Source organism: Kribbella sp. CA-294648, assembly GCF_050943845.1.
Classification (GTDB): domain Bacteria; phylum Actinomycetota; class Actinomycetes; order Propionibacteriales; family Kribbellaceae; genus Kribbella.
Window position 1 is genome coordinate 3,834,491 of the sequence record NZ_CP191981.1, and the last position, 21,110, is coordinate 3,855,600.

Annotated in this window: 21 protein-coding genes; 17 read left to right on the top strand and 4 right to left on the bottom strand. The window is 68.9% G+C overall.

Annotated features, from left to right (window positions below; translation table 11 throughout):
* Window positions 1-8: 8 nt before the first annotated feature.
* From ispG to ACQPYM_RS18245, 3 genes are all read left to right on the top strand, one after another.
* Entirely contained in the window at window positions 9-1,160 is a 1,152-nt protein-coding gene (gene ispG, locus ACQPYM_RS18235) for a flavodoxin-dependent (E)-4-hydroxy-3-methylbut-2-enyl-diphosphate synthase (protein ID WP_433022156.1), read from the top strand.
* 81 nt (window positions 1,161-1,241) lie between these two features.
* Window positions 1,242-2,123 carry a trypsin-like serine protease gene (locus ACQPYM_RS18240; protein WP_433022158.1) on the top strand — a complete coding sequence of 294 codons (882 nt, stop codon included), beginning with the start codon at window positions 1,242-1,244 and terminating at the stop codon, window positions 2,121-2,123.
* 54 nt (window positions 2,124-2,177) lie between these two features.
* Window positions 2,178-2,726 (top strand): nucleosidase, encoded by a 549-nt coding sequence (locus tag ACQPYM_RS18245; protein ID WP_433022160.1) that lies wholly within the window; start codon window positions 2,178-2,180, stop codon window positions 2,724-2,726.
* Here the strand turns inward: ACQPYM_RS18245 and ACQPYM_RS18250 are convergent.
* Window positions 2,719-2,892 (bottom strand): hypothetical protein, encoded by a 174-nt coding sequence (locus ACQPYM_RS18250; RefSeq protein ID WP_433022162.1) that lies wholly within the window; start codon window positions 2,890-2,892, stop codon window positions 2,719-2,721. The genes ACQPYM_RS18245 and ACQPYM_RS18250 overlap by 8 nt on opposite strands.
* Here ACQPYM_RS18250 and ACQPYM_RS18255 point away from each other — a divergent pair.
* From ACQPYM_RS18255 to ACQPYM_RS18295, 9 genes are all read left to right on the top strand, one after another.
* Window positions 2,887-3,252 (top strand): MerR family transcriptional regulator, encoded by a 366-nt coding sequence (locus ACQPYM_RS18255; protein WP_433022164.1) that lies wholly within the window; start codon window positions 2,887-2,889, stop codon window positions 3,250-3,252. The genes ACQPYM_RS18250 and ACQPYM_RS18255 overlap by 6 nt on opposite strands.
* The gene (trxA, locus tag ACQPYM_RS18260) at window positions 3,249-3,584 is read left to right on the top strand and encodes a thioredoxin (RefSeq protein ID WP_433022166.1); all 336 of its coding nucleotides are present in this window, start codon (window positions 3,249-3,251) and stop codon (window positions 3,582-3,584) included. Before ACQPYM_RS18255 ends, trxA begins: the two co-directional genes overlap by 4 nt.
* A gap of 79 nt (window positions 3,585-3,663) precedes the next feature.
* Window positions 3,664-3,843, top strand: a complete 180-nt coding sequence (locus tag ACQPYM_RS18265; RefSeq protein ID WP_433022168.1) for a CopG family transcriptional regulator — start codon at window positions 3,664-3,666, stop codon at window positions 3,841-3,843.
* Window positions 3,840-4,478 (top strand): VOC family protein, encoded by a 639-nt coding sequence (locus ACQPYM_RS18270; RefSeq protein WP_433022170.1) that lies wholly within the window; start codon window positions 3,840-3,842, stop codon window positions 4,476-4,478. The genes ACQPYM_RS18265 and ACQPYM_RS18270 overlap by 4 nt, the downstream gene beginning before the upstream one ends.
* Window positions 4,475-4,972: a GNAT family N-acetyltransferase gene (locus ACQPYM_RS18275; RefSeq protein WP_433022172.1), complete on the top strand. Its 498-nt coding sequence runs from the start codon at window positions 4,475-4,477 to the stop codon at window positions 4,970-4,972. The genes ACQPYM_RS18270 and ACQPYM_RS18275 overlap by 4 nt, the downstream gene beginning before the upstream one ends.
* A 61-nt stretch (window positions 4,973-5,033) precedes the next feature.
* Entirely contained in the window at window positions 5,034-5,858 is an 825-nt protein-coding gene (locus tag ACQPYM_RS18280; RefSeq protein WP_433022174.1) for a GNAT family N-acetyltransferase, read from the top strand.
* 87 nt (window positions 5,859-5,945) lie between these two features.
* A complete protein-coding gene (locus ACQPYM_RS18285; RefSeq protein WP_433022176.1) occupies window positions 5,946-7,274 on the top strand; it encodes a M14 family zinc carboxypeptidase in 1,329 nt (442 codons plus the stop codon).
* 42 nt (window positions 7,275-7,316) lie between these two features.
* Window positions 7,317-7,688: a DoxX family protein gene (locus tag ACQPYM_RS18290; RefSeq protein ID WP_433022178.1), complete on the top strand. Its 372-nt coding sequence runs from the start codon at window positions 7,317-7,319 to the stop codon at window positions 7,686-7,688.
* 140 nt (window positions 7,689-7,828) lie between these two features.
* Entirely contained in the window at window positions 7,829-9,592 is a 1,764-nt protein-coding gene (locus ACQPYM_RS18295; RefSeq protein ID WP_433022180.1) for a proline--tRNA ligase, read from the top strand.
* A 116-nt stretch (window positions 9,593-9,708) separates the two neighbouring features.
* Here the strand turns inward: ACQPYM_RS18295 and ACQPYM_RS18300 are convergent, their stop codons facing one another.
* Entirely contained in the window at window positions 9,709-10,530 is an 822-nt protein-coding gene (locus tag ACQPYM_RS18300) for a MerR family transcriptional regulator (RefSeq protein ID WP_433022182.1), read from the bottom strand.
* A gap of 78 nt (window positions 10,531-10,608) precedes the next feature.
* Window positions 10,609-11,049: a PaaI family thioesterase gene (locus tag ACQPYM_RS18305; protein WP_433022184.1), complete on the bottom strand. Its 441-nt coding sequence runs from the start codon at window positions 11,047-11,049 to the stop codon at window positions 10,609-10,611.
* Between the two features lie 120 nt (window positions 11,050-11,169).
* Here ACQPYM_RS18305 and ACQPYM_RS18310 point away from each other — a divergent pair, with 120 nt between their 5' ends.
* The 5 genes from ACQPYM_RS18310 (at window position 11,170) to ACQPYM_RS18330 (ending at window position 19,927) form a co-directional block, all read left to right on the top strand.
* On the top strand, window positions 11,170-11,946 hold the full coding sequence (locus ACQPYM_RS18310; RefSeq protein WP_433022186.1) for a sulfite exporter TauE/SafE family protein: 777 nt from the start codon (window positions 11,170-11,172) through the stop codon (window positions 11,944-11,946).
* Between the two features lie 119 nt (window positions 11,947-12,065).
* Window positions 12,066-12,902: an SAM-dependent methyltransferase gene (locus tag ACQPYM_RS18315; RefSeq protein WP_433022188.1), complete on the top strand. Its 837-nt coding sequence runs from the start codon at window positions 12,066-12,068 to the stop codon at window positions 12,900-12,902.
* 130 nt (window positions 12,903-13,032) lie between these two features.
* Window positions 13,033-16,098 (top strand): BTAD domain-containing putative transcriptional regulator, encoded by a 3,066-nt coding sequence (locus ACQPYM_RS18320; RefSeq protein ID WP_433022190.1) that lies wholly within the window; start codon window positions 13,033-13,035, stop codon window positions 16,096-16,098.
* Window positions 16,095-19,172 (top strand): BTAD domain-containing putative transcriptional regulator, encoded by a 3,078-nt coding sequence (locus tag ACQPYM_RS18325; RefSeq protein ID WP_433022192.1) that lies wholly within the window; start codon window positions 16,095-16,097, stop codon window positions 19,170-19,172. Before ACQPYM_RS18320 ends, ACQPYM_RS18325 begins: the two co-directional genes overlap by 4 nt.
* Entirely contained in the window at window positions 19,172-19,927 is a 756-nt protein-coding gene (locus ACQPYM_RS18330; RefSeq protein ID WP_433022194.1) for a methyltransferase domain-containing protein, read from the top strand. The genes ACQPYM_RS18325 and ACQPYM_RS18330 overlap by 1 nt, the downstream gene beginning before the upstream one ends.
* On the opposite strand, the gene ACQPYM_RS18335 is transcribed toward ACQPYM_RS18330, so the two are convergent.
* Window positions 19,908-21,032, bottom strand: a complete 1,125-nt coding sequence (locus tag ACQPYM_RS18335) for a cytochrome P450 (RefSeq protein WP_433022196.1) — start codon at window positions 21,030-21,032, stop codon at window positions 19,908-19,910. The genes ACQPYM_RS18330 and ACQPYM_RS18335 overlap by 20 nt on opposite strands.
* Window positions 21,033-21,110: the final 78 nt, after the last annotated feature.

Sequence of the window (21,110 nt, forward strand, 5' to 3'; positions counted from 1 at the left end):
AAGGAAAAATGAGCATCTCCCTGGGCATGCCCGCGCTGCCTCCGCCGACCCTCGCCCCGCGCCGCAAGACCCGCCAGATCAAGGTGGGCAAGGTGCTGGTCGGTGGCGACGCCCCGATCTCGGTGCAGTCGATGACCACGACGCTGACCTCGGACGTCAACACGACGCTGCAGCAGATCGCGGAACTCACCGCGGCCGGCTGTGACATCGTCCGGGTGGCCTGCCCGTCCCAGGACGACGCCGACGCGCTGGCCGAGATCGCGCAGCACTCGCAGCTTCCGGTGATCGCCGACATCCACTTCCAGCCGAAGTACGTGTTCGCCGCGATCGAGGCCGGCTGCGCGGCGGTCCGGGTGAACCCGGGCAACATCCGCAAGTTCGACGACCAGATCAAGGAGATCGCGGCCGCCGCGAAGGACCACGGCACCTCGATCCGGATCGGCGTCAACGCCGGCTCGCTGGACCCGCGGCTGCTGAAGAAGTACGGCAAGGCGACCCCCGAGGCGCTGGTCGAGTCGGCCGTCTGGGAGGCGTCGCTGTTCGAGGAGCACGACTTCCACGACTTCAAGATCTCGGTCAAGCACAACGACCCGGTCGTGATGGTGAAGGCCTACGAGATGCTGGCCGAGCGGGGCGACTGGCCGCTGCACCTCGGTGTCACCGAGGCCGGGCCGGCGTTCCAGGGCACGATCAAGTCGTCGGTCGCGTTCGGCGCCCTGCTGGCCAAGGGCATCGGCGACACGATCCGCGTCTCGCTGTCCGCGCCGCCGGTCGAGGAGGTCAAGGTCGGCCTGCAGATCCTGCAGTCGCTGAACCTGCGCGAGCGCAAGCTGGAGATCGTCTCCTGCCCGTCCTGCGGTCGCGCCCAGGTCGACGTCTACACGCTGGCCGAGCAGGTCACCGCCGGGCTCGAGGGCATGGAGGTGCCGCTCCGCGTCGCCGTGATGGGCTGTGTCGTGAACGGCCCGGGCGAGGCCCGCGAAGCCGACCTCGGTGTTGCTTCCGGCAACGGCAAGGGCCAGATCTTCGTCAAGGGCGAGGTGATCAAGACGGTGCCCGAGTCGATGATCGTCGAGACCCTGATCGAAGAGGCGATGCGGATCGCCGAGGAGATGGGCGAAACCGCCACCGGCGGAGAACCCACCGTCACCGTCAGCTGACCGCTTCCCTGGACTCCCGGAACGGGCTTATGGTGCCAACGGCCCACCTATCTGGTGGTGGGCCGCTCCGGGAGGCCGATCATGAGAACCAAGCTGCTCGCCGTACTCGCAACCTGTGTCGCTGTCGGTGCGGCCACGCTGCCCGCCGCCGCGATCAACTCGTACAACGCGTCGCCGGCCCCCGAACGGACCGAGGTCGGCGCGTTCATGGCGCTGTGGGACACCACGGGTGACGGTGTGCCAGACCGGTTCGACTGGGTTTGCAGCGGGACGATGGTCGACCGTGACACCTACCTCACCGCGGCCCACTGCACCGACGACTGGCCCGCCGGCACTCGCTTCTACGTGTCGCTCGAGCAGGACGTGCAGTCGCTCCTCGACCAGGCCGCGGCGCAAGGCCTGACCCCCGCCCAGACGGCCGCTGCTTTCGTCCAGGCCGGGCATGCGGTCCAGGGAGACCCGCACCAGGACCCCGCGTTCCCGGGGAACTCGGCGGACTCGCACGACATCGGAGTCATCGACTTCGCGACGCGGCAGACCGACCCGGCTGACGTCTGGAGCTTCACTCCCGCGACGTTGCCGACGGCCGGCCAGCTCAGCGCGTTGGGTAGTCGCGCGTTGGATGCCGCCTCCTGGCTCGTGGTCGGCTACGGCACGCAGGAGGCCGTCCGTGGTCCCGGCGGTCACACTCACCCGGGTGGTGGCGTGCGGATGAAGGCGCCAGTCGACTTCAACGCCTTGAACAACACCTGGGTACGGCTGGCGATGACCGCACCCCAGGGCAACGGTGGCGCTTGTTACGGCGACTCGGGCGGCCCGAACTTCGTCAAGCTCGGCGGCAAGTTGGTGCTTGCGGCAACCACGATCACCGGCGACAGCCCTTGTTACGCGACCAACGTGACCTATCGCCTCGACACCCCGTCCGCCCGGACGTTCCTCGCGCCGTACGTGGCGCTGCCCTGACCTAGCCGGTACGGGCAGGGCGCCGCCTTGCTCGTACCGGATAGCCTTCGCCGCGTGACTGAGTATCTGGTGGTCAGTGCGTTTCGGGCTGAGGCGAAGTATGTGCCGGAAGGGGTTCCGGTGCTGGTGACGGGGATTGGGAAGACGGCTGCCGCGGTGGCTGTCGCCAAGGCGCTGGCGGGGCGGGACACCACGGACCTGGTGGTGCTGAACGTCGGTACTACGGGTGCGCTGCGCGACGGACTCACCGGGCTCTACCTGCCCAGTGAAGTGATCAACCACGACCTGAACGCGGATGCCATCCGGGCGCTCGGGCTGGATCCGCAGGAGTCCTTGCAGGTGGAGGGTGGCGACGGCACGGTGCTTGCTTCGGGGGATGTGTTCGTCACCGACCCGATCATCCGGGCCCGCCTCGCCGAGCGGGCCCACCTGGTCGACATGGAGGCGTACGGCGTGGTGTTCGCCTGCCGTCAGTTCGGCGTACCGGTTCGGCTGGTCAAGCATGTGTCGGACTCGGCTGACGAGACGGCGATGGACTGGCCCGCCCAGGTCGACGCCAGCGCCAAGGTCCTCGGCGAATGGCTTCAGGCCGAGCTCAGCTGAGCAGCAACTCCAGCACCCGCGTCTCGCGCACCAGCCATCGCATCACGCCGACACCGCCGGCCATGACCTCGCGGTTGGCCTGCAGCGCATCCTCGATGGTGACCCAGCGCTTGACCTTGACCTTGGGGGCAGGGTTTAGCGTCGGTGATGAGGAGGCGGGATGCACATCGGTGACTTGGCGGCCGCGGCCGGAGTGACGATCAAGGCGGTCCGGTACTACGAGTCGCAGGGGCTGCTGAAGCCCCGGCGGGAGCCCAACGGGTACCGGACGTACAGCGCCGAGGACGTGGTCGTGGTGCGGGAGGTCAAGGCGCTGCTGTCGCTCGGGCTGACCGCGGAGCAGACCTACCCGTTCATCGAGTGCCTGCGGGCCGGCAACGATCGCGCCGACGTCTGCCCGGCGTCACTGACGGCGTACCGGACGCGGATCGCCGAGGTCGACCGGCGGATCGCCGAGCTGACCGAGTTGCGGGCGAAACTCGCCGACCTCCTGACCGATGCCGAGAACTGGAGGACCAAGGTATGACCGAACTACTCGAGGCCGACGAGGCGAACTTCGACCAGTTGGTGCTGGGGGCTGACAAGCCCGTGCTGGTGGACTTCTGGGCGCAGTGGTGCCCGCCGTGCCACCAGATCGTGCCGATCCTGAAGCAGGTCGCCGCCGAGCGCGCCGACCGGCTGACCGTGGTGAAGGTGAACTCCGACGAGAACCCGGCGATCTCGGCCCGGTACCGCGTGATGGCGCTACCGACGTTGATGCTGTTCCATCACGGCGAGCTGATCTGGTCGGTGGTCGGTGCCCGCCCGAAGGCGAAACTGCTCAAGGAACTCGACGACGCGCTCCTGACCGCGGTCTGAACGGTCTCGGCAAGCCCCCTGGTCGCCTGGCGATCAGGGGGCTTGTTTTTGGCCTGGCTAGATTGCTAGCATCCTAGGCATGGTCGAAGAAGCTGCCAAGAAGGCGCAGTTCAACGTCTATCTGCCGCCGGAGCTGATCCGCCGGACCAAGCACCGGGCCATCGACGACGGCATGAGCTTGTCCGCGCTGGTCGAGCAGGCGCTGGCGGCCTATTTGGATGAGCAGAGGCTGGATGAGCAGGGAAAGGAGCGAGGATGAACGAGGTGGTGATCCGTCCGCTGAGATTCACCGACGACGTACCGGCAATGCGGGCGTTCCTGGAAACACTGGGGCTGCGGTCCCGGATCGAGTCGGACCGGGGCGGCTGGGTCGAGCTGGTCGCCGGGCGCGGCATGGTCGCGTTGCACGACGCTGCCGGTAGTGACATGGGCGCGAAGCCGGGAGAGACGACGCTGGCGTTCGAGGCGGATGACATCGAGGAGCTGAAGGATCGGCTCGAGGCCGCCGGGTACGAGGACGCCGGCATCGTCGACGAGGCCTTCGGGCGGGTGCTGACGGCGAGCGGGCCCGATGGGACCAAGCTCTGGATCGATGAACGCAGCAAGGATCTCTACGGCTACACGCTGCACGACTCGGCTCCGGACCCCCGCTGGTCTGTCGCCCCGTCGCTCGGCGTTTCGGACCAGGCCGGCTGGGAGCGTCTGCTGAGCACTCTGAACGCAGGGCCGGTGCTGTTCCGGACCGCCGCGGAGTTCGACGTACGGATCGAATTCACGACGACAGAGGACCTGGACGAGGTCGCCCGGCGGCTGGCCGCTTATCAGCCTGAGCCGGGAGCCGATGGTCTGTCGGTCGTGGATCCGGACGGCCAGACCGTGCGAGTGCACGGATGATCCGGGTCCGCCGGGCCGAGATCGCGGATGTGGAGGCGGTGCGGGAGGTCGGGGTGAAGACCTGGCCGGTCGCATACGCCGGTATTGCGTCGCCCGAGTTCATCGCCGACGGAATCGCCCAGTGGTGGTCACCCGAGATGGTCGAGGGCGGGATCCGCCGCGGAATCACCCTGGTCGCCGTCGACGACGCAGCGGGTCAGCCGGATGATGGCGAGCGGATCGTCGGGATGGTCGGGGTGGGGCGCGAGGCTGAGTTCTGGGTGATGTGGAAGCTCTACGTGCTGCCCGAGTATCAGGGCAAGGGCATCGGCAGTCTGCTGCTCGACGCTGCCATCGCGGCCCTCCCCGCCGAGGCGACACAGCTCATGCTCGACGTCATGGTCGGCAACGAACAAGCGATCGGCTTCTACCGCAAACATGGCTTCCGGGAGGCGCGCAGTACGCCGGACCGCGACCTCGGCGCCGAGCTGATGTGGATGAGTCGCGACCTCTGATTTGCGGCGGGTCACCGCCCGTTGCGCGCCATCAGGCGGGTGATCGGCTAGGTTCTGCGGCGTGGGCGTACGGGTACTGGGTCCTCGCGACCTCTCAGCAGCGAGGGCCGTCATCGCCCGTGATCCGGTCGTCAACGTCTTCGTGGACAGTCTGGTGCAGGCTTCCGGACTCGATCCGCGCCGTGGTGCCGAGGTCTGGGGCTACGTCGAGAAGGGCGAGATCGAGGCTCTGTGTCACGCCGGCGGCAACATGGTGCCGGTCGGCGCGGGGGAGGCCGCGCTGCGGGCGTTCGCGGCGTACGCGCTGCGCCGTGGCCGGAACTGCTTCCAGATCCTCGGCCCGGCCCGGGCCGTCGAGCAGCTGTGGGCGGCGCTCGAGCCGCAGTGGGGTCCGGCCCGCGAGGTTCGCGACGACCAGCCGTTCATGGTGATCGAGGACGCGCCGGCGATCGCGCCCGACCCGTTGGTCCGTCAGGTCGAGCCGGTCGAGCTGTCGGTGCTGTACCCGGCCTGCGTCGCGATGTACACCGAGGAGGTCGGCGTACCGCCGCAGACCGGGCCGGACGGCACCTTCTACCGGTCCCGGGTCGCCGAGCTGATCCGGGCCGGCCGGGCGTTCGCGCGGATCGAGGACGGCAAGGTGGTCTTCAAGGCCGAGATCGGGTCGGTCGGCACCGGCGTCTGCCAGATCCAGGGCGTCTGGGTGGATCCGGAACGGCGCGGTCAGGGCCTGGCTGCCCCGGGGATGGCGGCCGTCGTCGAGCTCGCGCGGGAGATCGCTCCGGTGGTGACGCTCTACGTCAACGCGTTCAACACCCCCGCGCGGGCGGCGTACGAGCGGGTCGGGTTCCGGACCATCGAGACCTTCGCGACGATCCTGTTCTGAGGCTGAGCGCTCACTGTGATGCTGCAGTGACCACTGGTGAGGTTTGCTGATCGGCAGCGCCGCCCCGCCCAGCCGAAGGAAGCCTGAATGCGAAGACTTGCAGTGTCACTGGCCGCCCTGGCCGCTGTCGCGATGGCCGTCGCCGGTTTTGCCCCCGGGCCCTCGGCTGCCACGCCGTCTGCAGACAACCCGTCTTACTACTCACTGAAGTTGCCCGCCGGCGTGACCATCGCCGACCTGATCCGCGACGGCTACGACATCAGCCACGGTCACGGCTCCCGCCCGACCGTAGTCGCCACACCAGCTGAGGTGGATCGCCTGCGCGATCGCGGCGTGGTCGTCGGCAAGACCGGCAACGTCTACCAGCCAGTGATCCGCTCGGCCACCGACGCAGCCGGTACTACGTACTACGGCGGCTACCACACCACGGCAGGACACGAGCAGCACAACGCGGCCGTGACAGCTGCCCACCCCGACCTGGTGAAGCTGTACGACATCGGCGACTCGTGGAAGAAGACGAAAGGCCAAGGCGGGCACGACATCCAGGCGCTGTGCATCACCAAACGCGCCCCCGGCGACTGCGCACTGGACAGCACCGGCAAGAAGCCGAAGTTCGTGCTGCTCTCGCAGATCCACGCTCGGGAGATCGCGACCGGCGAGATCGCGTACCAGTGGATCGACCTGCTCGTCACGTCGTACGGGACCGATCCGGAGATCACGTCGTTGCTGGGCACCCGCGAGCTGTGGGTGATTCCGATCGCGAACCCGGACGGTGTCGACGTGGTCGCCGCCAACCCGGCCGAACCGGTGCTGCAGCGCAAGAACGTCAACAACTCCACCGGCGGTTGCCCGGCCGGCGATGCGGGCGTGGACCTGAACCGCAACTCGGGCTTCCAGTGGGATGTCCAGCAGGGTGGTCCGTGCGATGAGACCTACCCCGGTACCAAGGCCGGGTCCGAGCCCGAGACGATCGCGGTACAAGGCCTGCTGGAGAAGATCTTTCGCGACACGAAGGGAGAGGTGGGGGAGCCGGCCGCGGCGGGTACCACCGGCGTCTTCCTGACGCTGCACAGCTTCGGCAACGACATCCTCGCGCCGTACAGCTACACCAATACGGCGGCGCCGGACCGTGCCGCGTTGGTTGCCCTGGGCAAGAAGATGGGGGCGCTGAACGGGTTCCCGGTCAGCACGGGGGACGCCGGGGTCGGGTACTTCGCGCCTGGTGCGACGGACGACTGGCTGTACGGGACGCGGGGCGTGCCGTCGTACACGTTCGAGATCGGCCCGGACTCGGGCAGCGGTGCCGGCTTCTTCCCGGCGTACACCTGTTTCACGAAGACGCTGTGGCCGGCGCAGAAACCTGCCCTCCTGTACGCCGCCCGCGCTGCCGCGACGCCGTACGGTCAGCTTCCGTAGGTTCCTTACTCGTGGGTAACACAATCCGCTAGGGTCATCGGCATGAGTACACGGAGCAGGAGCACCACCGGGCTGGCAGTGATGTTCGGCGTGATGGGGGTGCTGCATTTCGTGAAGCCGGAGCCGTTCGAGCGGATCGTGCCGCGGCAGCTTCCGCGCAAGAAGGAACTCGTGTACGCCTCGGGCGTCGCTGAGATCGTCTGCGCGGCGGGGCTGCTGCATCCTCGGACGCGGCGGACGGCGGGCCTGCTCAGCGCGGGGTTGCTGGCCGCCGTGTTCCCGGCAAATGTGCAGATGGCGCTCGATCTGAACCGCAAGGGCTCGCCGCGGGCGAAGGCGATCGGGTTCGCCCGGCTGCCGCTGCAGATCCCGCTCATCCGGGCCGCGCTGAAGGCCTCGCGCGAGGGCGGCTGACCCCTCGGCCGGGCGGGCCTGTGGAAAAGTGGTGAGAGCACTGGGCGCGGCCGGATATCCTCTTTGCCGTCAGTACAGTTACATCTCCCGCCCCACCACCCCAGTCAGTTCCACCACTTGTCACTCGCTTGGAGACTCCCGTGATACTGCGCATGTCGTCGCTGTTCCTTCGCACCCTTCGCGAGGACCCGGCGGACGCGGAGGTCCCGAGCCACCGGCTGCTGGTCCGGGCCGGCTACATCCGTCGTACCGCGCCCGGCATGTACACCTGGCTGCCGCTGGGCCTGAAGGTGCTGCGCAACGTGGAGAAGATCGTCCGCGAGGAGATGGACGCGATCGGCGCGCAGGAACTGATCTTCCCGGCGCTGCTGCCCCGCGAGCCCTACGAGGCGACCGGCCGCTGGACGGAGTACGGGCCGAACATCTTCCGGCTCAAGGACCGCAAGGGCGCCGACATGCTGCTCGGTCCCACCCACGAGGAGATGTTCACCCTCGCGGTGAAGGACCTGTACTCGTCGTACAAGGATCTGCCGCTGTCGATCTACCAGATCCAGAACAAGTACCGCGACGAGGCGCGGCCGCGGGCCGGCGTGCTGCGCGGGCGCGAGTTCGTGATGAAGGACTCGTACTCGTTCGACGTCGACGACGCGGGTCTGGCGGCGTCGTACGAGGCGCATCGCGAGGCCTACATCAAGATCTTCGACCGGCTCGGCTTCGACTACGTGATCGTCAAGGCGATGTCCGGCGCGATGGGTGGCTCGCGGTCGGAGGAGTTCCTCGCGATCGCCGAGAACGGTGAGGACACCTTCGTCCGCTCGCCGGGTGGTTACGCGGCCAACGTCGAGGCGGTCGTGGTGCCGCAGTCGCCGGCCGTCGACGCGTCGGGCGTGCCCGCGGCCGAGGTGGTCGACACACCGGACACCCCGACCATCGAGACGCTGGTCGACGCGCTGAACGCGAAGCACGCCCGCACCGACGGTCGCGAGTGGACCGCCGCGGACACGTTGAAGAACGTGCTGGTGATGCTGGTCCACCCCGACGGCACGCGCGAGCCGCTGGCGATCGGCGTACCGGGTGACCGGGCGATCGACGAGAAGCGGCTGGGTGCGCAGGTCGAGCCCGCCGAGGTGGTCGCGTTCGAGGAGTCGGACTTCGTGAAGTTCCCGGCCCTGGCCAAGGGTTACATCGGCCCGGGCGTGCTCGGCGCGGAGAACACGGCCAAGATCCGGTACCTGCTCGACCCGCGGGTCGCGGAGGGTTCGGCCTGGGTGACCGGCGCGGACAAGACCGGCTACCACGTGATCAACCTGGTGTACGGCCGCGACTTCACCGCCGACGGCACGATCCAGGCCGCCGAGGTGCGCGACGGGGACGAGGCGCCCGACGGTTCGGGTCCGCTGGCGACGGCGCGCGGGATCGAGATGGGCCACATCTTCCAGCTCGGTAAGAAGTACGCCGAGGCGCTGGACCTCAAGGTGCTGGACCAGAACGGCAAGCTCGTCACCGTCACGATGGGGTCGTACGGCGTCGGCGTGACGCGCGCCGTGGCCGCGATCGCCGAGGGCAACAACGACGAGCTGGGGCTGATCTGGCCGCGCGAGATCTCGCCGGCGGATGTGCATTTGGTTGCCACCGGCAAGGATGCCGAACTGTTCGAGAAGGCCGAGTCGATCGCCACCGAGCTGGAGTCCCGCGGTCTGTCGGTGCTCTACGACGACCGGAGGAAGGCAGCGCCGGGCGTCAAGTTCAAGGACGCCGAACTGCTCGGCATCCCGACCATCGCGGTCGTCGGCAAGGGTCTCGCCGACGGCACCATCGAGGTCAAGGACCGCCGCTCGGGCGACCGCACCGACGTCCCGGTCGCCGACATCGTCGACCACCTGGTCTCCGTAGTCCGCAGGTGACGCGAAACTCTCCGCCGCCACCGAGGGTGGTGGCGGAGAGTTCACCGTGGCCGGAGTTACGCGGCGAAAGCCCCGGACCGTCCGTCTGGCGGTCCGGGGCTTCGGCGAGCTCTTGTTCAGGGGCGGGTGACCTCGATCTGGAACTCGTGCACCCAGTTGTCGGGGTTGTCCAGGTCGAAGGCGAGGCAGACCTCGCGGGCGTAGCCGACGCTGCGGTAGCCGCCGTCGTCGATCCAGCGGGCCAGCAGTTGCATGCTCTCGTCCGCCTGGTCCATCGAGCCTTGGTGGACGATGGTGGCGGCGGTCGGGAGCTCCGGCAGATCGAGCACCTGGAAGTCGGCGCCGCCCTGCTCGGCCGCGTCGACGGTGACAGCGGCGTGGACGACGACCGCGTCACCCTCGGCTTGCTCGTAGTAGGCGACCGGTGGCCCGGCCGGTTTCACCCCGGCGGCGTTGATCCGCTCCCAGACCTGCGCGTAGAGCGGCTGGATGACCGGACCGATGTCCACCCCGTCGTAGCTCGCGGCGGTGGCAGACAGCTCGGCGACCCGGATGGCCGGTACAGACTTCAGGACGACGTCGTCGGTTGACATGTGACCCTCCCTTTCGATGATTCGGAGCCTCGCCTCCACGGCGTCCAGCCGCAGCGCGTCATCGGCCAGCCGCGCCTCGAGTTCTGCCCGGCGGAGCCGGAGCATGCCGCGCAATTCCTCCGGACCGATCTTGGCGTCGACGATGTCGTGGACCTGCCGCAGCGTGAAGCCCAGATCCTTGAGCGCGATGATCCGGTTGAGCCGCTTCAGCTGATCCGCGCTGTAGTAGCGGTAGCCGCTGTAGCTGTCGATGACAGCCGGCCGCAGCAACCCGAGCTCGTCGTAGTGCCGCAGCATCCGCGCCGACACCCGCCCGAAGGCGGCAAAGTCTCCGATGGTGAACATGGCTTCAGAGTGAGCCTTGACGCGGTGTGAAGGTCAACTCCGGCTCGCCGATCATGCGGAGAGTCGGCCCACAGGCGGTCAGTGGTCGGCTCGGTTGTGGATGCACATGACGGTTTGCTGGCCGACGGCGACCAAGGTGCGCCGGTCGCCTTGGACGCCGAAGACCTCCAGTTGGCAGACGGTCAGGGTGCGGCCGGACTTCAGGACCTGGCCGATGGCTTCGAGGTGCTCGCCCTCGGCGGGCGCGAGCAGGTTGATCTTGAACTCCACGGTGAGCACCGAACTGTTCTCGGGGAACAGCGTGAAGGCCGCATACCCGCCCGCGCTGTCGGCGATCGAGCTGGTCGCACCCGCGTGGAAGTAGCCGTGCTGCTGGGTCACCTCAGGGCGGGCGGGGAGCTGGATGTGCACGCGCCCCGGCCCGATGTGGCTCAGTCGCGCGCCCAAATGGGCCATCAGCCCCTGACGCCCGAAACTCGAGCTGATCCGTTCCTGGATGGCTGGCGTGACGTCTTCCAAGGGAACCTCCGAGAGGCGCTGAAACCTGTAAGGGTAGAGCGGAACAATGGCCTTACTGAACAATGGTCGTCATGACCGTCCTCCTGCAACGCCCCTGTGCCCCCTGTGTGTGGTGCCGCTGTGCCTGATGTTTCCGTCCTGACCGTTGTCCTGCTGGTGATCGCGGCCTTCGCGGCCGGCTGGGTCGATGCCGTCGTCGGGGGAGGAGGACTGATCCAGCTTCCCGCGATGTTGCTCGGTCTGCCGAACGCCTCGCCCGCGCAGATCCTGTCCACCAACAAGATCTCCTCGCTCTTCGGTACCACGACCAGCGCGGTCACCTTCGGCCTCAAGGTCAGACCCGACCGCCGCACTGTGCTGCCGCTCGCCATTCTCGCGGCACTGGGGTCCGCAGCCGGTGCGTTGGTGGCGACCCAGATCCCGATGTCGTGGTTCAAGCCGATCGTGCTCGTCCTGCTGGTCGGCGTCGCGATCTACACCTGGGTCAAGCCCGACCTCGGCTCCGCGACCGTACTGCGGTTCGACGGCCGGGCCCACTACGTCACCGCCGGCCTGGTCGGCCTGCTGATCGGGTTCTACGACGGCGCGGTCGGTCCGGGTACCGGCTCGTTCCTGATCTTCGCGCTGGTCGGCCTGATGGGTTACAACTTCCTCCGCGCCAGCGCCAAGGCGAAGATCGCCAACGTCGCCACGAACCTCGGCGCGATCCTCGTCTTCGCCGCCCACGGCGCCCCGCTGTGGCGGCTCGGCCTGATCATGGGGCTGGCCAACATGGTCGGTGGACTGCTCGGAGCGCGCACCGCCGTCGCCCGCGGCAGCCGCTTCGTCCGCGTCATCTTCCTGGTCGTCGTGAGCGCCCTGATCCTCCGGCTCGCCTACGACGTCTTCTGGAACTGACGCCTCGCCGACCGGCCGGCCCGATCGAGGTCTGATCAAACGGCCGGGTAGTGCCTACGGACTGTTGATGGCCCGCTACGATTCCACCTAGTGCACGGGCAGATCTTCGAGGAGCAGTGATGGGCGACCAGACCGACGAGACCGGAGTCGACAACAGGCTTGACCTGAGCGTGCCGCACAGCGCGCGGGTCTACGACTACTTCCTGGGCGGCAAGTCGAACTTCGCGGTCGACCGCGCGGCCGGCGACCACCTGCTCCAGGCGTTCCCCGGCTTCCGGACCGCGGCCCAGTCCAACCGGATGTGGATGCACCGGGCCGCCCGGTACGTCGCCGAGCGCGGCATCACCCAGTTCCTCGACATCGGCACCGGCATCCCCACCAGCCCGAACCTGCACGAGGTCGTGCAGGAGATCGTGCCCGAGGCACGCGTCGTGTACGCCGACAACGACCCGATCGTGCTGGCCCACTCGCGCGCCCTGCTGGTCAGCTCGCCGGAGGGTGAGACCGCCTACCTCGAAGCCGACGTCACGGACCCGCAGGCGATCCTGGATTCCGAAGAGGTCCGCACGGTGCTCGACCTGAGCAAGCCGGTCGCGCTGAGCCTGGTCGGCGTCTTCCACTACCTGCCGGACGACCTGAAGCCCTACGAGATCGTCCAGCAGTTCGTCGACGCGCTGGCTCCCGGGTCGTACCTGATCTTCTCCCACTGCACCCCGGACTTCGCGCCGGCCATGTGGGAGCAGGCGATCCAGGTCTACAAGGCCGACGGTGGCGACGCGCAGGTGCGCAGCCGCGAGGAGATCGAGCGGTTCTTCACCGGCCTCGAGCTGGTCGAGCCGGGCCTCGAGGTGCCCTACCGCTGGCACCCGGACGACGAGACCGAGGCCCTGGTCGAGCGCCGGATCTTCACCGATGTCAGCTGCAGCCTGTGGGTCGGCGTCGGCAAGAAGCCCTGACGGTGGCCTGACCGCGGCGCTCTGACCGGATCGCCCTGCTCTGAATCTCTCCGTCTCGCGGCGGACGTAATTTCGAACTGATCAGCCGGCCATGCCTTAGTCTCGCGGCACAGGAGGTGGGTGGCGAGGTATGGAGCAGCTGCGGTTCCGGGTGTTCGGGCCCACTGAGGTACGCGTCGACGGCGGCGTCGTGCCGCTGCGGGCCAAGCGGCTCCGAGCCCTGCTGACGGCGCTGCTCGTCGAGGCGAACCGGGTGGTGACGCCCGACGCGCTGATCGACACGTTGTGGGACGGCGATCCGCCAACGGGTCCTGAGCAGGCCTTGCACACGGCTTTCTCCCGCCTGCGCGGCGCGCTCGGTCCGGCCGCGGAGCTGATCCGGACGGTGCCGGGCGGCTACCTGATCGAGGTCACCGACGACCAGTTCGACCTGGCCGAGTTCCGCGCGCTGGTCGAGCAGGCCAAGGGCATCGACGATCTCCGCGACCGGGTGCGGGTGCTCACGAAGGCCCTGGACCTGTGGCGCGACGTGCCGTTGGCCGGCGGCAGCGCGGCCGAGTCGATCCATGGCCGGCCGTGGTTGGTGATGGAACGGCTGCGGGCGATGGAGCAACTGAACGAGGCGAGACTCGCGCTGGGCGAACACGCGGCCGTGATCCCGGAGCTGACGGTCCTCGTCAAGGAGTATCCGCTGCGGGAGCGCATCTGGATCCACCTGATGCTCGCGCTCTACCGCAGTGGCAGGCAGGCCGAGGCGCTCGCGGCGTACCGGGAGCTGACGGCTGTGCTGGCCGAGGAGCTCGGCGTCGAGCCGGCAACCGAAGTACGGGCTCTGCATCAGGCGATCCTCAGGGGTGAGGTCCCGGCCGGTCAGGTGGCGCCCGCTCAACCTGCTGATGACGGCTGGCGCACGCACTGGCAGCTCCCGATGGACATCAGCGACTTCGTCGGCCGCGAGCAGGTGGTCCACGAGATCACCAGCCGGCTGGTCAACGACGGCGCGATGCCGGTCGCGGTCGTGTCGGGTCCTCCCGGTGTTGGGAAGTCGGCCCTCTCGGTCCACATCGGCCATCGGCTGCGGGCGCACTTCCCGGACGGTCACTGGCATGTCCGGCTGGCCGGCGCCAGTGCCTCACCCCGGGAACCGCTCGATGTTCTCGCCGAGCTGCTCGGGCTGGCGGGCCTTGAACCACAGGCGATCCCCGAGGACCTGGATCCCAGAGCTGCCCTGTTGCGCTCGACACTCGCTGACCGCCGGGTCCTCCTGGTGCTCGACGACGCCCGAGACGCTCGGCAGGTACTGCCACTGCTCCCCGGTACGGCGGGCAACGCCGTGCTGATCACCAGCCGCAACGAGCTCACTGCACTGGCCGTCTCGGTCGGTGCCCGTGGCACCCGGCTGACAATGCTCGATCCGGCCGAGGCGACCACGCTCCTCTCGGGCATGCTCGGCACCGAGCGCGTTACGGCCGAACCAGACGCTGTCGACGACCTAGCCGAGATCTGCGGCCGCCTGCCGCTAGCCCTCCGAATCGCTGCCGGTCTGCTGAAAGGCCATCCCGACAAGTCGATCGCGGAGTACAGCGAAGAGCTTCGCACCGGCGATCGCCTCGAAGGCCTGGCCATCGGCGACGAGCCAGGCACTGCGGTCGCAGCCGCTTTCGCCTTGTCCTACGACTCTCTCAAGCCGCCGGTACGACGCCTGTTCGCCCTGCTCGGCGTGATTCCCGGCGGCGACTTCACGGCTCCCGCAGCAGCAGCCCTGCTCGACTGCTCAACGCGGGAAGCGAATGGCCTGCTCGACTCGCTGGTCAGCGTCAACCTCGTCCAACGCGAACGCGGCCGCTACCGCATGCACGACCTGATCCGCCTGTACGCCGCCGGTCGCGCCGAGGTCGAGCCCGAGGCCGGCCCCGCTTGGCAACGACTGATCCGGTGGTACCTGCGGACCGCCGACGCGGCCGTCGACTTCGCCCACCGGGCCCATGTCCGGCTGACCGAGCGGCTCTTCGACGAGAACCCATTCGCGGACGCGACTCAGGCCGGCAGTTGGCTCGAAGCCGAAGAGCTCAACCTGATCGCCGTGGTCGAACGCGCTGCCGCCCAAGGCCCACACGAGTCCGCATGGCAACTGGCCGACGTGCTGCGGCAGTACTGCGCCCGCCGGCGCCGGATCGGTCCGTGGCGGCGCTTCGCGGAGGCAGGAGCCCAAGCCGCGGCGGCGGCCGGTGATCGGGGCGGCCTGGGCGCGATGCACCACAGCCTCGGCGTGCTGAACTTCAACACCGGCTACCACGAGAAGGCGATCGCGGAGTACACCGTCGGCTCGCAGTGCTACGCCGAGGTCGGCTTCGGGATGGGAGAGGCGGCCCTGGTGTGCAACACCGGGATGGCGAACCTGGAGATGGGCCGGCTAGGAGGAGCCGTTTACCACCTGTCGCGCGGCATCGAGCTCTTCCGGGCCCTCGGCCACACCGACCGGCTCGGCCCCGGGCTGCATTCGCTCAGCGACGTGTACCGCAATCTCGGCGAGCTCGACAACGCGATGCAGGCCGCGAACGAGTCGTGGGAGGTCAGCCCCGACCCGTTCCAGCAGCAGATCTCGCTGATCAACCGCGGCGCGACGTACCGGCTGCTCGGCGACCTCGACCACGCGGAGGCCGACCTCACCGCGGCGATCGCGATGGTCGAACGGCCGGTGGTGGCCGCGTACTACGAACTCGCCCTGCTGTACGCCGACCGCGGCCGCCCCGCCGAGGCGCTCGAGCAGGCCGCCATCTCGCTGGAGATCAGCCGGCGGGACGGGCTGGAGTGGCACGAAGCCGTCTCGCTCAACGTGCTCGGCATCGCCTGCACGCTGGCCGGCCGATGCGACGAGGCGATCGAGAACCATGCGGCCGCGCGCGACATCGCAGTACGGCTGAAGCATCACAGCACGGAGGTCGACGCTCGGTTGGGGCTGGCTGCTGTCGCGCTGGCCCGCAACGACCTGTCGGCCGCCCTCGACCACGGCAACCAGGTGCTGACTCTGGCTGTCGAGTTGGACCTCAGAATCATTGAGGCCCGGGTGAACCTGCTGCTGGCCGAGGCCCACCGCCGTTCGAACAACGCCGCGGAGGCCGACCGTCACGGCGCGAGAGCCGCCGAGGGCGCCGCCGCGACGGGCTACCTGCGCGAGGCTAGGCTGACGCGATGACAGCACAGATCCGGTTTCGCGTGCTGGGTGCCACCGAGGTCAGGGTGGACGGGGTGGTGCTGCCGCTGAAGGCGAAGCGGCTCCGCGCCTTGCTGACCACGCTTCTCGTCGAGCCGAACACAGTGGTGACGATCGACAAGCTGATCGAGCAACTGTGGGCGGGGGAGCCGCCGGCAGGTCCGGAGCGGGCCTTGCACACGGCCGTTTCGAGGCTGCGGGCTGCGCTGGGCCCCGCGGCCGAGCTGATCGAGACCGTGCCCGGCGGCTACCGGATCGAGGTCAGCGAGGAGCAGGTCGACCTCACCGAGTTCCAGGCGCTGGTGGCAGCGGCCGACGCCGTGACCGAGCCCCGCGAGCGCGCTGACCTGCTCACCCGCGCGCTCGAGCTGTGGCGCGATGTGCCCTTGCTGAGCGAGCCGAACGGCGTGGTCGAGTCGATCACCAGCCGGTTCTGGCTGGTCGAGGAGCGGCTGCGCGCGATGGAGAAGCTCGTCGACGCAAGACTCGCGCTCGGCGAGCACGCGGCCGTGATTGCCGAACTGACCCTGCTGACCAAACAGCATCCGCTGCGCGAGCGGAGCTGGATCCACCTGATGCTCGCGCTGTACCGGAGTGGCCGGCAGGCCGACGCGCTGGCGGCGTACCGGGACCTGGCCAAGATCCTCGCCGAGGAGCTCGGGGTCGAGCCGGCCGTCGAGGTGCGCCGGCTGCATCAGGCGATCCTCGCCGGTGACGTGCCCGCGGCCGGTCCCGAAAAGGGGCCTCAGGCAACGGATGGCGACGGCTGGCAGACGCACTGGCAACTGCCGATGGACCTGATCGACTTCGTCGGCCGGGACCAGGTGATCGGCGAGCTGACCGCCCGGCTGCAAGACACCGGCTCGATGCCCGTCGCGATCGTGTCCGGAGCGCCAGGGGTGGGGAAGTCGGCGCTCGCCGTTCACATCGGTCACCGGTTGCGAGCGCATTTCCCGGACGGCCAGTGGCATGTCCGGCTGGCCGGCGCGAGTGGGTCACCGCGCGAGCCACTCGACGTACTCGGCGAACTGCTGGGCCTGGCGGGCATCGACCCGTACGAAACCCCCGCCGACCTCGAACGCCGGGCCGCCCTGCTGCGGTCCGTCCTCGCCGATCGCCGCGTTCTGCTGGTGCTCGACGATGCCAAGGACGCACGGCAAGTGCTCCCGCTGCTCCCCGGTACTGCGGGCAACGCCGTCCTGGTCACCAGCCGCAACGAACTCACCGCCCTCACGGTCGCGGTCGGCGGGCGCGGCACGCGCCTGGCCATGCTCGACCCGATCGAGGCCACCGATCTGCTCTCGGGCATGCTCGGCGCCGAGCGGGTGATGGCCGAGCCGGCCGCCGCGGTCGAGCTGGCCGAAGTCTGCGGGCGGCTTCCGCTCGCCCTCCGCATCGCCGCCGGTCTCCTCAAAGGCCAGCCGGAGCAGTCGATCGCCGAGTACGCCTGGGAGCTCCGCAGCGGCGATCGCCTGGCCGGCCTCGCGATCGGCGACGAACCCGACACCGCGGTGGCAGCCACTTTCGCCTTGTCCTACGAGGCGTTGGAGCCACCGGTGCGCCGCCTCTTCGCTCTGCTCGGCGTCATCCCGGGCGGCGACTTCACCGCTCCCGCGGCCGCGGCCCTGCTCGACTGCCCGCCGCGTGAGGCCGGCGTACTGCTCGAGTCGCTGGTGAGTGTCAACCTGGTCGAGCGCGAGCGTGGCCGGTACCGGATGCACGACCTGATCCGGCTGTACTCCGCGGCCTGCGCCGAATCCGAGCCGGATGCCGAGGAAGCCTGGCTGCGGCTGGCCGGCTGGTACCTGCGCACGACCGACGCAGCGGCTGAGTTTGCGTTCAAGCCTTTCGTCCGGCTGACCGGCCGGCTCTTCGACGACAACCCGTTCGCCGATGCCAACCAGTCCGAAGCCTGGCTCGAGGCCGAGGAGCCGAACCTGGTTGCCGTCATCAACCACGCCGCCGAGATCGGCCCGTACGACACCGCCTGGCAGCTGGCGGACGTCCTGCGCTACTACTTCGCGACGACCGATCGCGTCGTGCCCTGGCGCTACACCACGACAGCCGGTCTCAAGGCCGCCCTGGCCACCGGCAGCATCGGCGGTGAGGGTGCGATGCGGCACAGCCTGGCCACGTTGCTGCACACCGTTGGTGATCTCGAAGGAACCATGGAGGCGTCGAGGATCGCGCGCGAGCGCTATGCAGAGGCCGGGTTCGTACTGGGCGAGGCTGCTCTGCTGTGCAATCTGGGGATGGCCGTCGACGACGCCGGCCGGCCGGTGGAAGCGGCCGAGTTGCTGAGCCGCGGTCTCAAGCTCTTCCGCGACCTCGGCAAGACGGCCGTGCTCGGGCCCGGCCTGCAAAGCCTCAGCAACGTGCACTACAACCTCGGCGAGCTGGATTCCGCGGTCGCCGTCGCGAACGAGGCCCTCGAGCTCACGCCGGGGGAGCGCAGCGACGGTGTCTCGCTGATCAATCGCGGAGCGGCCCTTCGCCTGCAAGGGTATTTCGCTGAGGCGGAAGCCGACCTCAGCACCGCCCTCACCGTGACGGACCGACCCGCCGTCGCGGGCTTCTACGAAATCTCCTACCTGTACGCCGATCTCGGCCGGTTCGCCGAGGCCGAGTCGAATGCCCTCGAAGCGTTGCGGATCAGTCGCCGGGACGAGATGGAGTGGCACGAAGCCGCGTCGCTGAACGCGCTCGGGTCAGCGGTCCTCGGCCTCGGCCGGTGGGACGAGGCGGCCCGTCATCACACCGAGGCCCACGAGATCGCGGCGCGGCTCAGTCATCGGGGGACCGAGGCGGAAGCGTTGCTCGGCCTGGCGACCGTGGCCTTCACCCGCGGTGAGCTGTCGGATGCACGCGAGCTGGCCCTGCAGGTGCGGGAGCTCGCGCGGGACATGCACCACCGGATCGTCGAATGCCGTGCGCTGATCCTGCTGGCCGAGGCGAGCCGCCGGAGCGGAGACCTCGGCGAGGCCGAGAGCCTGGCCGCCGAGGCCACCAAGATCAGCGCCGAGACCGGCTACGTTCCCACCGAGAGGATCGGCTGATGGTGAACTACGACGATCGGCTGCACCAGGTCTACGCGACAGGCCGGGCCCTTCCCGCGGACGGCCTGCGCACCTGGATGGAGACCGCCGTCAGCTTCGCCCCGGCCGCGCGGCCGCTGACCGTTCTCGATCTCGGGTGCGGGGTCGGCCGCTTCACGCCCGCCCTGGCCGAGACCTTCGGCGGCCCGGCGTACGGCGTTGAGCCGTCGACGATGATGCTGCGGCAGGCGCCTGAGCACCCTGCGGTGACGTACCTCGAAGGCTCGGCCGAGTCGATCCCGCTGGCCGACAAGTCCTGCGACCTGGTCTGGCTGTTCCTGACGATCCACCACTGGGCGGATCCGCTGCAGGGCCTGCGCGAGGTCAGCCGAGTCCTCCGGCCCGGGGGAGTCGTCATCCTGCGGACCCAGTTCGGTGACCGGATGCCGGATCTCTACTGGTACCGGTACTTCCCGAACGCGCGCAAAGTCGATGCGTCGATGTACCTCCCGTTCGATGAGGTCCGGGCCTTGGCAGAGCAGGCGGGTCTCGTCGCCGAGGAGCAGCCGCACTGGGTGGACGTCACCGAGCCGCGGACCCTGCGAGCGACGTACGACCGACTGAAGCTGCGAGCTTTCTCCACCTTCGAGCACCTCCCCGAGGACGAGCTCGACCGCGGCTTCGCCGAGTTCGAACGCGACGCGGCGGCCGACCCCGACCGGGAGCTCCCGTCCTTCCCGGCCGGCGTCCTGCTGCTCAGGCGACCTTCCAGCTGACGTCGACCGCGGACGGCTTGCGAAAGACCAGCCCGTACGGCGGGGGAGAGGTCGGCTCGAGACGCAGGCCGGGCAAGCGGGTCAGTACCGCGGTGATCGCGCTGACCGCTTCGAGCCGGGCGAGGTGCATGCCGAGGCAGATGTGCGGCCCGCTGGCGAAGGCGAGATGACGACGGGCGTTGGCGCGGCGGACGTCGTACCGGTCGGGGTCCGGGAAGACGGCCGGGTCGCGGTTGGCGCCGGCCAGGGAGACGACGACGAAGTCGCCGCGCTTGATCTCCGCGTCGGCCAGTGAGACGTCGCGGGTCGCATAGCGGTCGACCACGGCCGCGGCGGGCTCCAGCCGGAGTGACTCCTCGATCGCGTTGGGGATCAGCGAGAGGTCGGCGAGGACGATGGCCAGCTGGTCCGGGATGGTCAGGAGATGCCACAGACAGTTGGTGATCATCGCCTCGGTGGTCTCGATACCGCCGAACATCAGCACCGCGGCGTTGGCGACCACCTCGTCCGTCCCGAGCCCGGCGCGCGCCGCCTCGGCGATCAGCGAGTCGGCGTGATCGATGCTTCCGGCAACATGCCGGTGCAGCTTGGTGAAGGCCGCGGCGCCTTCGGCCGTGACGGCGTGTCCGGCGGCGACACCGCTCACCGACGAGGAGATGTCCTGATACCAGTCCAGCACCGTCACAGCGTCAGTCCGTTCGAGACCGAGTGAATAGGCGACCACCGCGACCGACAGCGGCCCGGCGACGGTCCGGCGCAGATCGGTGGCGCCCAGGGGAGCGATCGCCGACACCAGGCGATCGGTCTCCTCCGCGACGAAGTCGGTGAACCGGGCGCGCGTCTGCGCGAGGCTGAACGGATGCTCGAACGGCGCCCGATGCGCCGCATGGGGCTCACCGTCCAGCGACAGCATCGACGGACCCACCACCTGAGCGGTCGAGAACCGCGGGTCGTCCACCGTGAAGGTGTCCGGATCCCGCATCACCCGCATCGCCAGTTCCCGCCCGCTGACCACCCAGCCGTTGAGCGCCGCGCTCCATCCGGCCGGCCGCACCCGCGCCAGGAAGTCGTGCGGGTCGTGCGACAGTTCGTCCACCGTGGTCATGCTCAGCAGCCTACAAATCACCGCGGACTGGCTAGGACCACTATGGGTACTGGTCTGGCTGCGACAGATCCGATCTCA

Coding starts and splice junctions, on each gene's coding strand:
- ACQPYM_RS18325 (WP_433022192.1), top strand. CDS start 16,095: ATGACAGCACAGATCCGGTTTCGCGTGCTGGGTGCCACCGAGGTCAGG.
- ACQPYM_RS18285 (WP_433022176.1), top strand. CDS start 5,946: ATGCGAAGACTTGCAGTGTCACTGGCCGCCCTGGCCGCTGTCGCGATG.
- ACQPYM_RS18240 (WP_433022158.1), top strand. CDS start 1,242: ATGAGAACCAAGCTGCTCGCCGTACTCGCAACCTGTGTCGCTGTCGGT.
- trxA (WP_433022166.1), top strand. CDS start 3,249: ATGACCGAACTACTCGAGGCCGACGAGGCGAACTTCGACCAGTTGGTG.
- ACQPYM_RS18290 (WP_433022178.1), top strand. CDS start 7,317: ATGAGTACACGGAGCAGGAGCACCACCGGGCTGGCAGTGATGTTCGGC.
- ACQPYM_RS18320 (WP_433022190.1), top strand. CDS start 13,033: ATGGAGCAGCTGCGGTTCCGGGTGTTCGGGCCCACTGAGGTACGCGTC.
- ispG (WP_433022156.1), top strand. CDS start 9: ATGAGCATCTCCCTGGGCATGCCCGCGCTGCCTCCGCCGACCCTCGCC.
- ACQPYM_RS18255 (WP_433022164.1), top strand. CDS start 2,887: ATGCACATCGGTGACTTGGCGGCCGCGGCCGGAGTGACGATCAAGGCG.
- ACQPYM_RS18265 (WP_433022168.1), top strand. CDS start 3,664: ATGGTCGAAGAAGCTGCCAAGAAGGCGCAGTTCAACGTCTATCTGCCG.
- ACQPYM_RS18330 (WP_433022194.1), top strand. CDS start 19,172: ATGGTGAACTACGACGATCGGCTGCACCAGGTCTACGCGACAGGCCGG.
- ACQPYM_RS18315 (WP_433022188.1), top strand. CDS start 12,066: ATGGGCGACCAGACCGACGAGACCGGAGTCGACAACAGGCTTGACCTG.
- ACQPYM_RS18300 (WP_433022182.1), bottom strand. CDS start 10,530: ATGTTCACCATCGGAGACTTTGCCGCCTTCGGGCGGGTGTCGGCGCGG.
- ACQPYM_RS18270 (WP_433022170.1), top strand. CDS start 3,840: ATGAACGAGGTGGTGATCCGTCCGCTGAGATTCACCGACGACGTACCG.
- ACQPYM_RS18275 (WP_433022172.1), top strand. CDS start 4,475: ATGATCCGGGTCCGCCGGGCCGAGATCGCGGATGTGGAGGCGGTGCGG.
- ACQPYM_RS18335 (WP_433022196.1), bottom strand. CDS start 21,032: ATGACCACGGTGGACGAACTGTCGCACGACCCGCACGACTTCCTGGCG.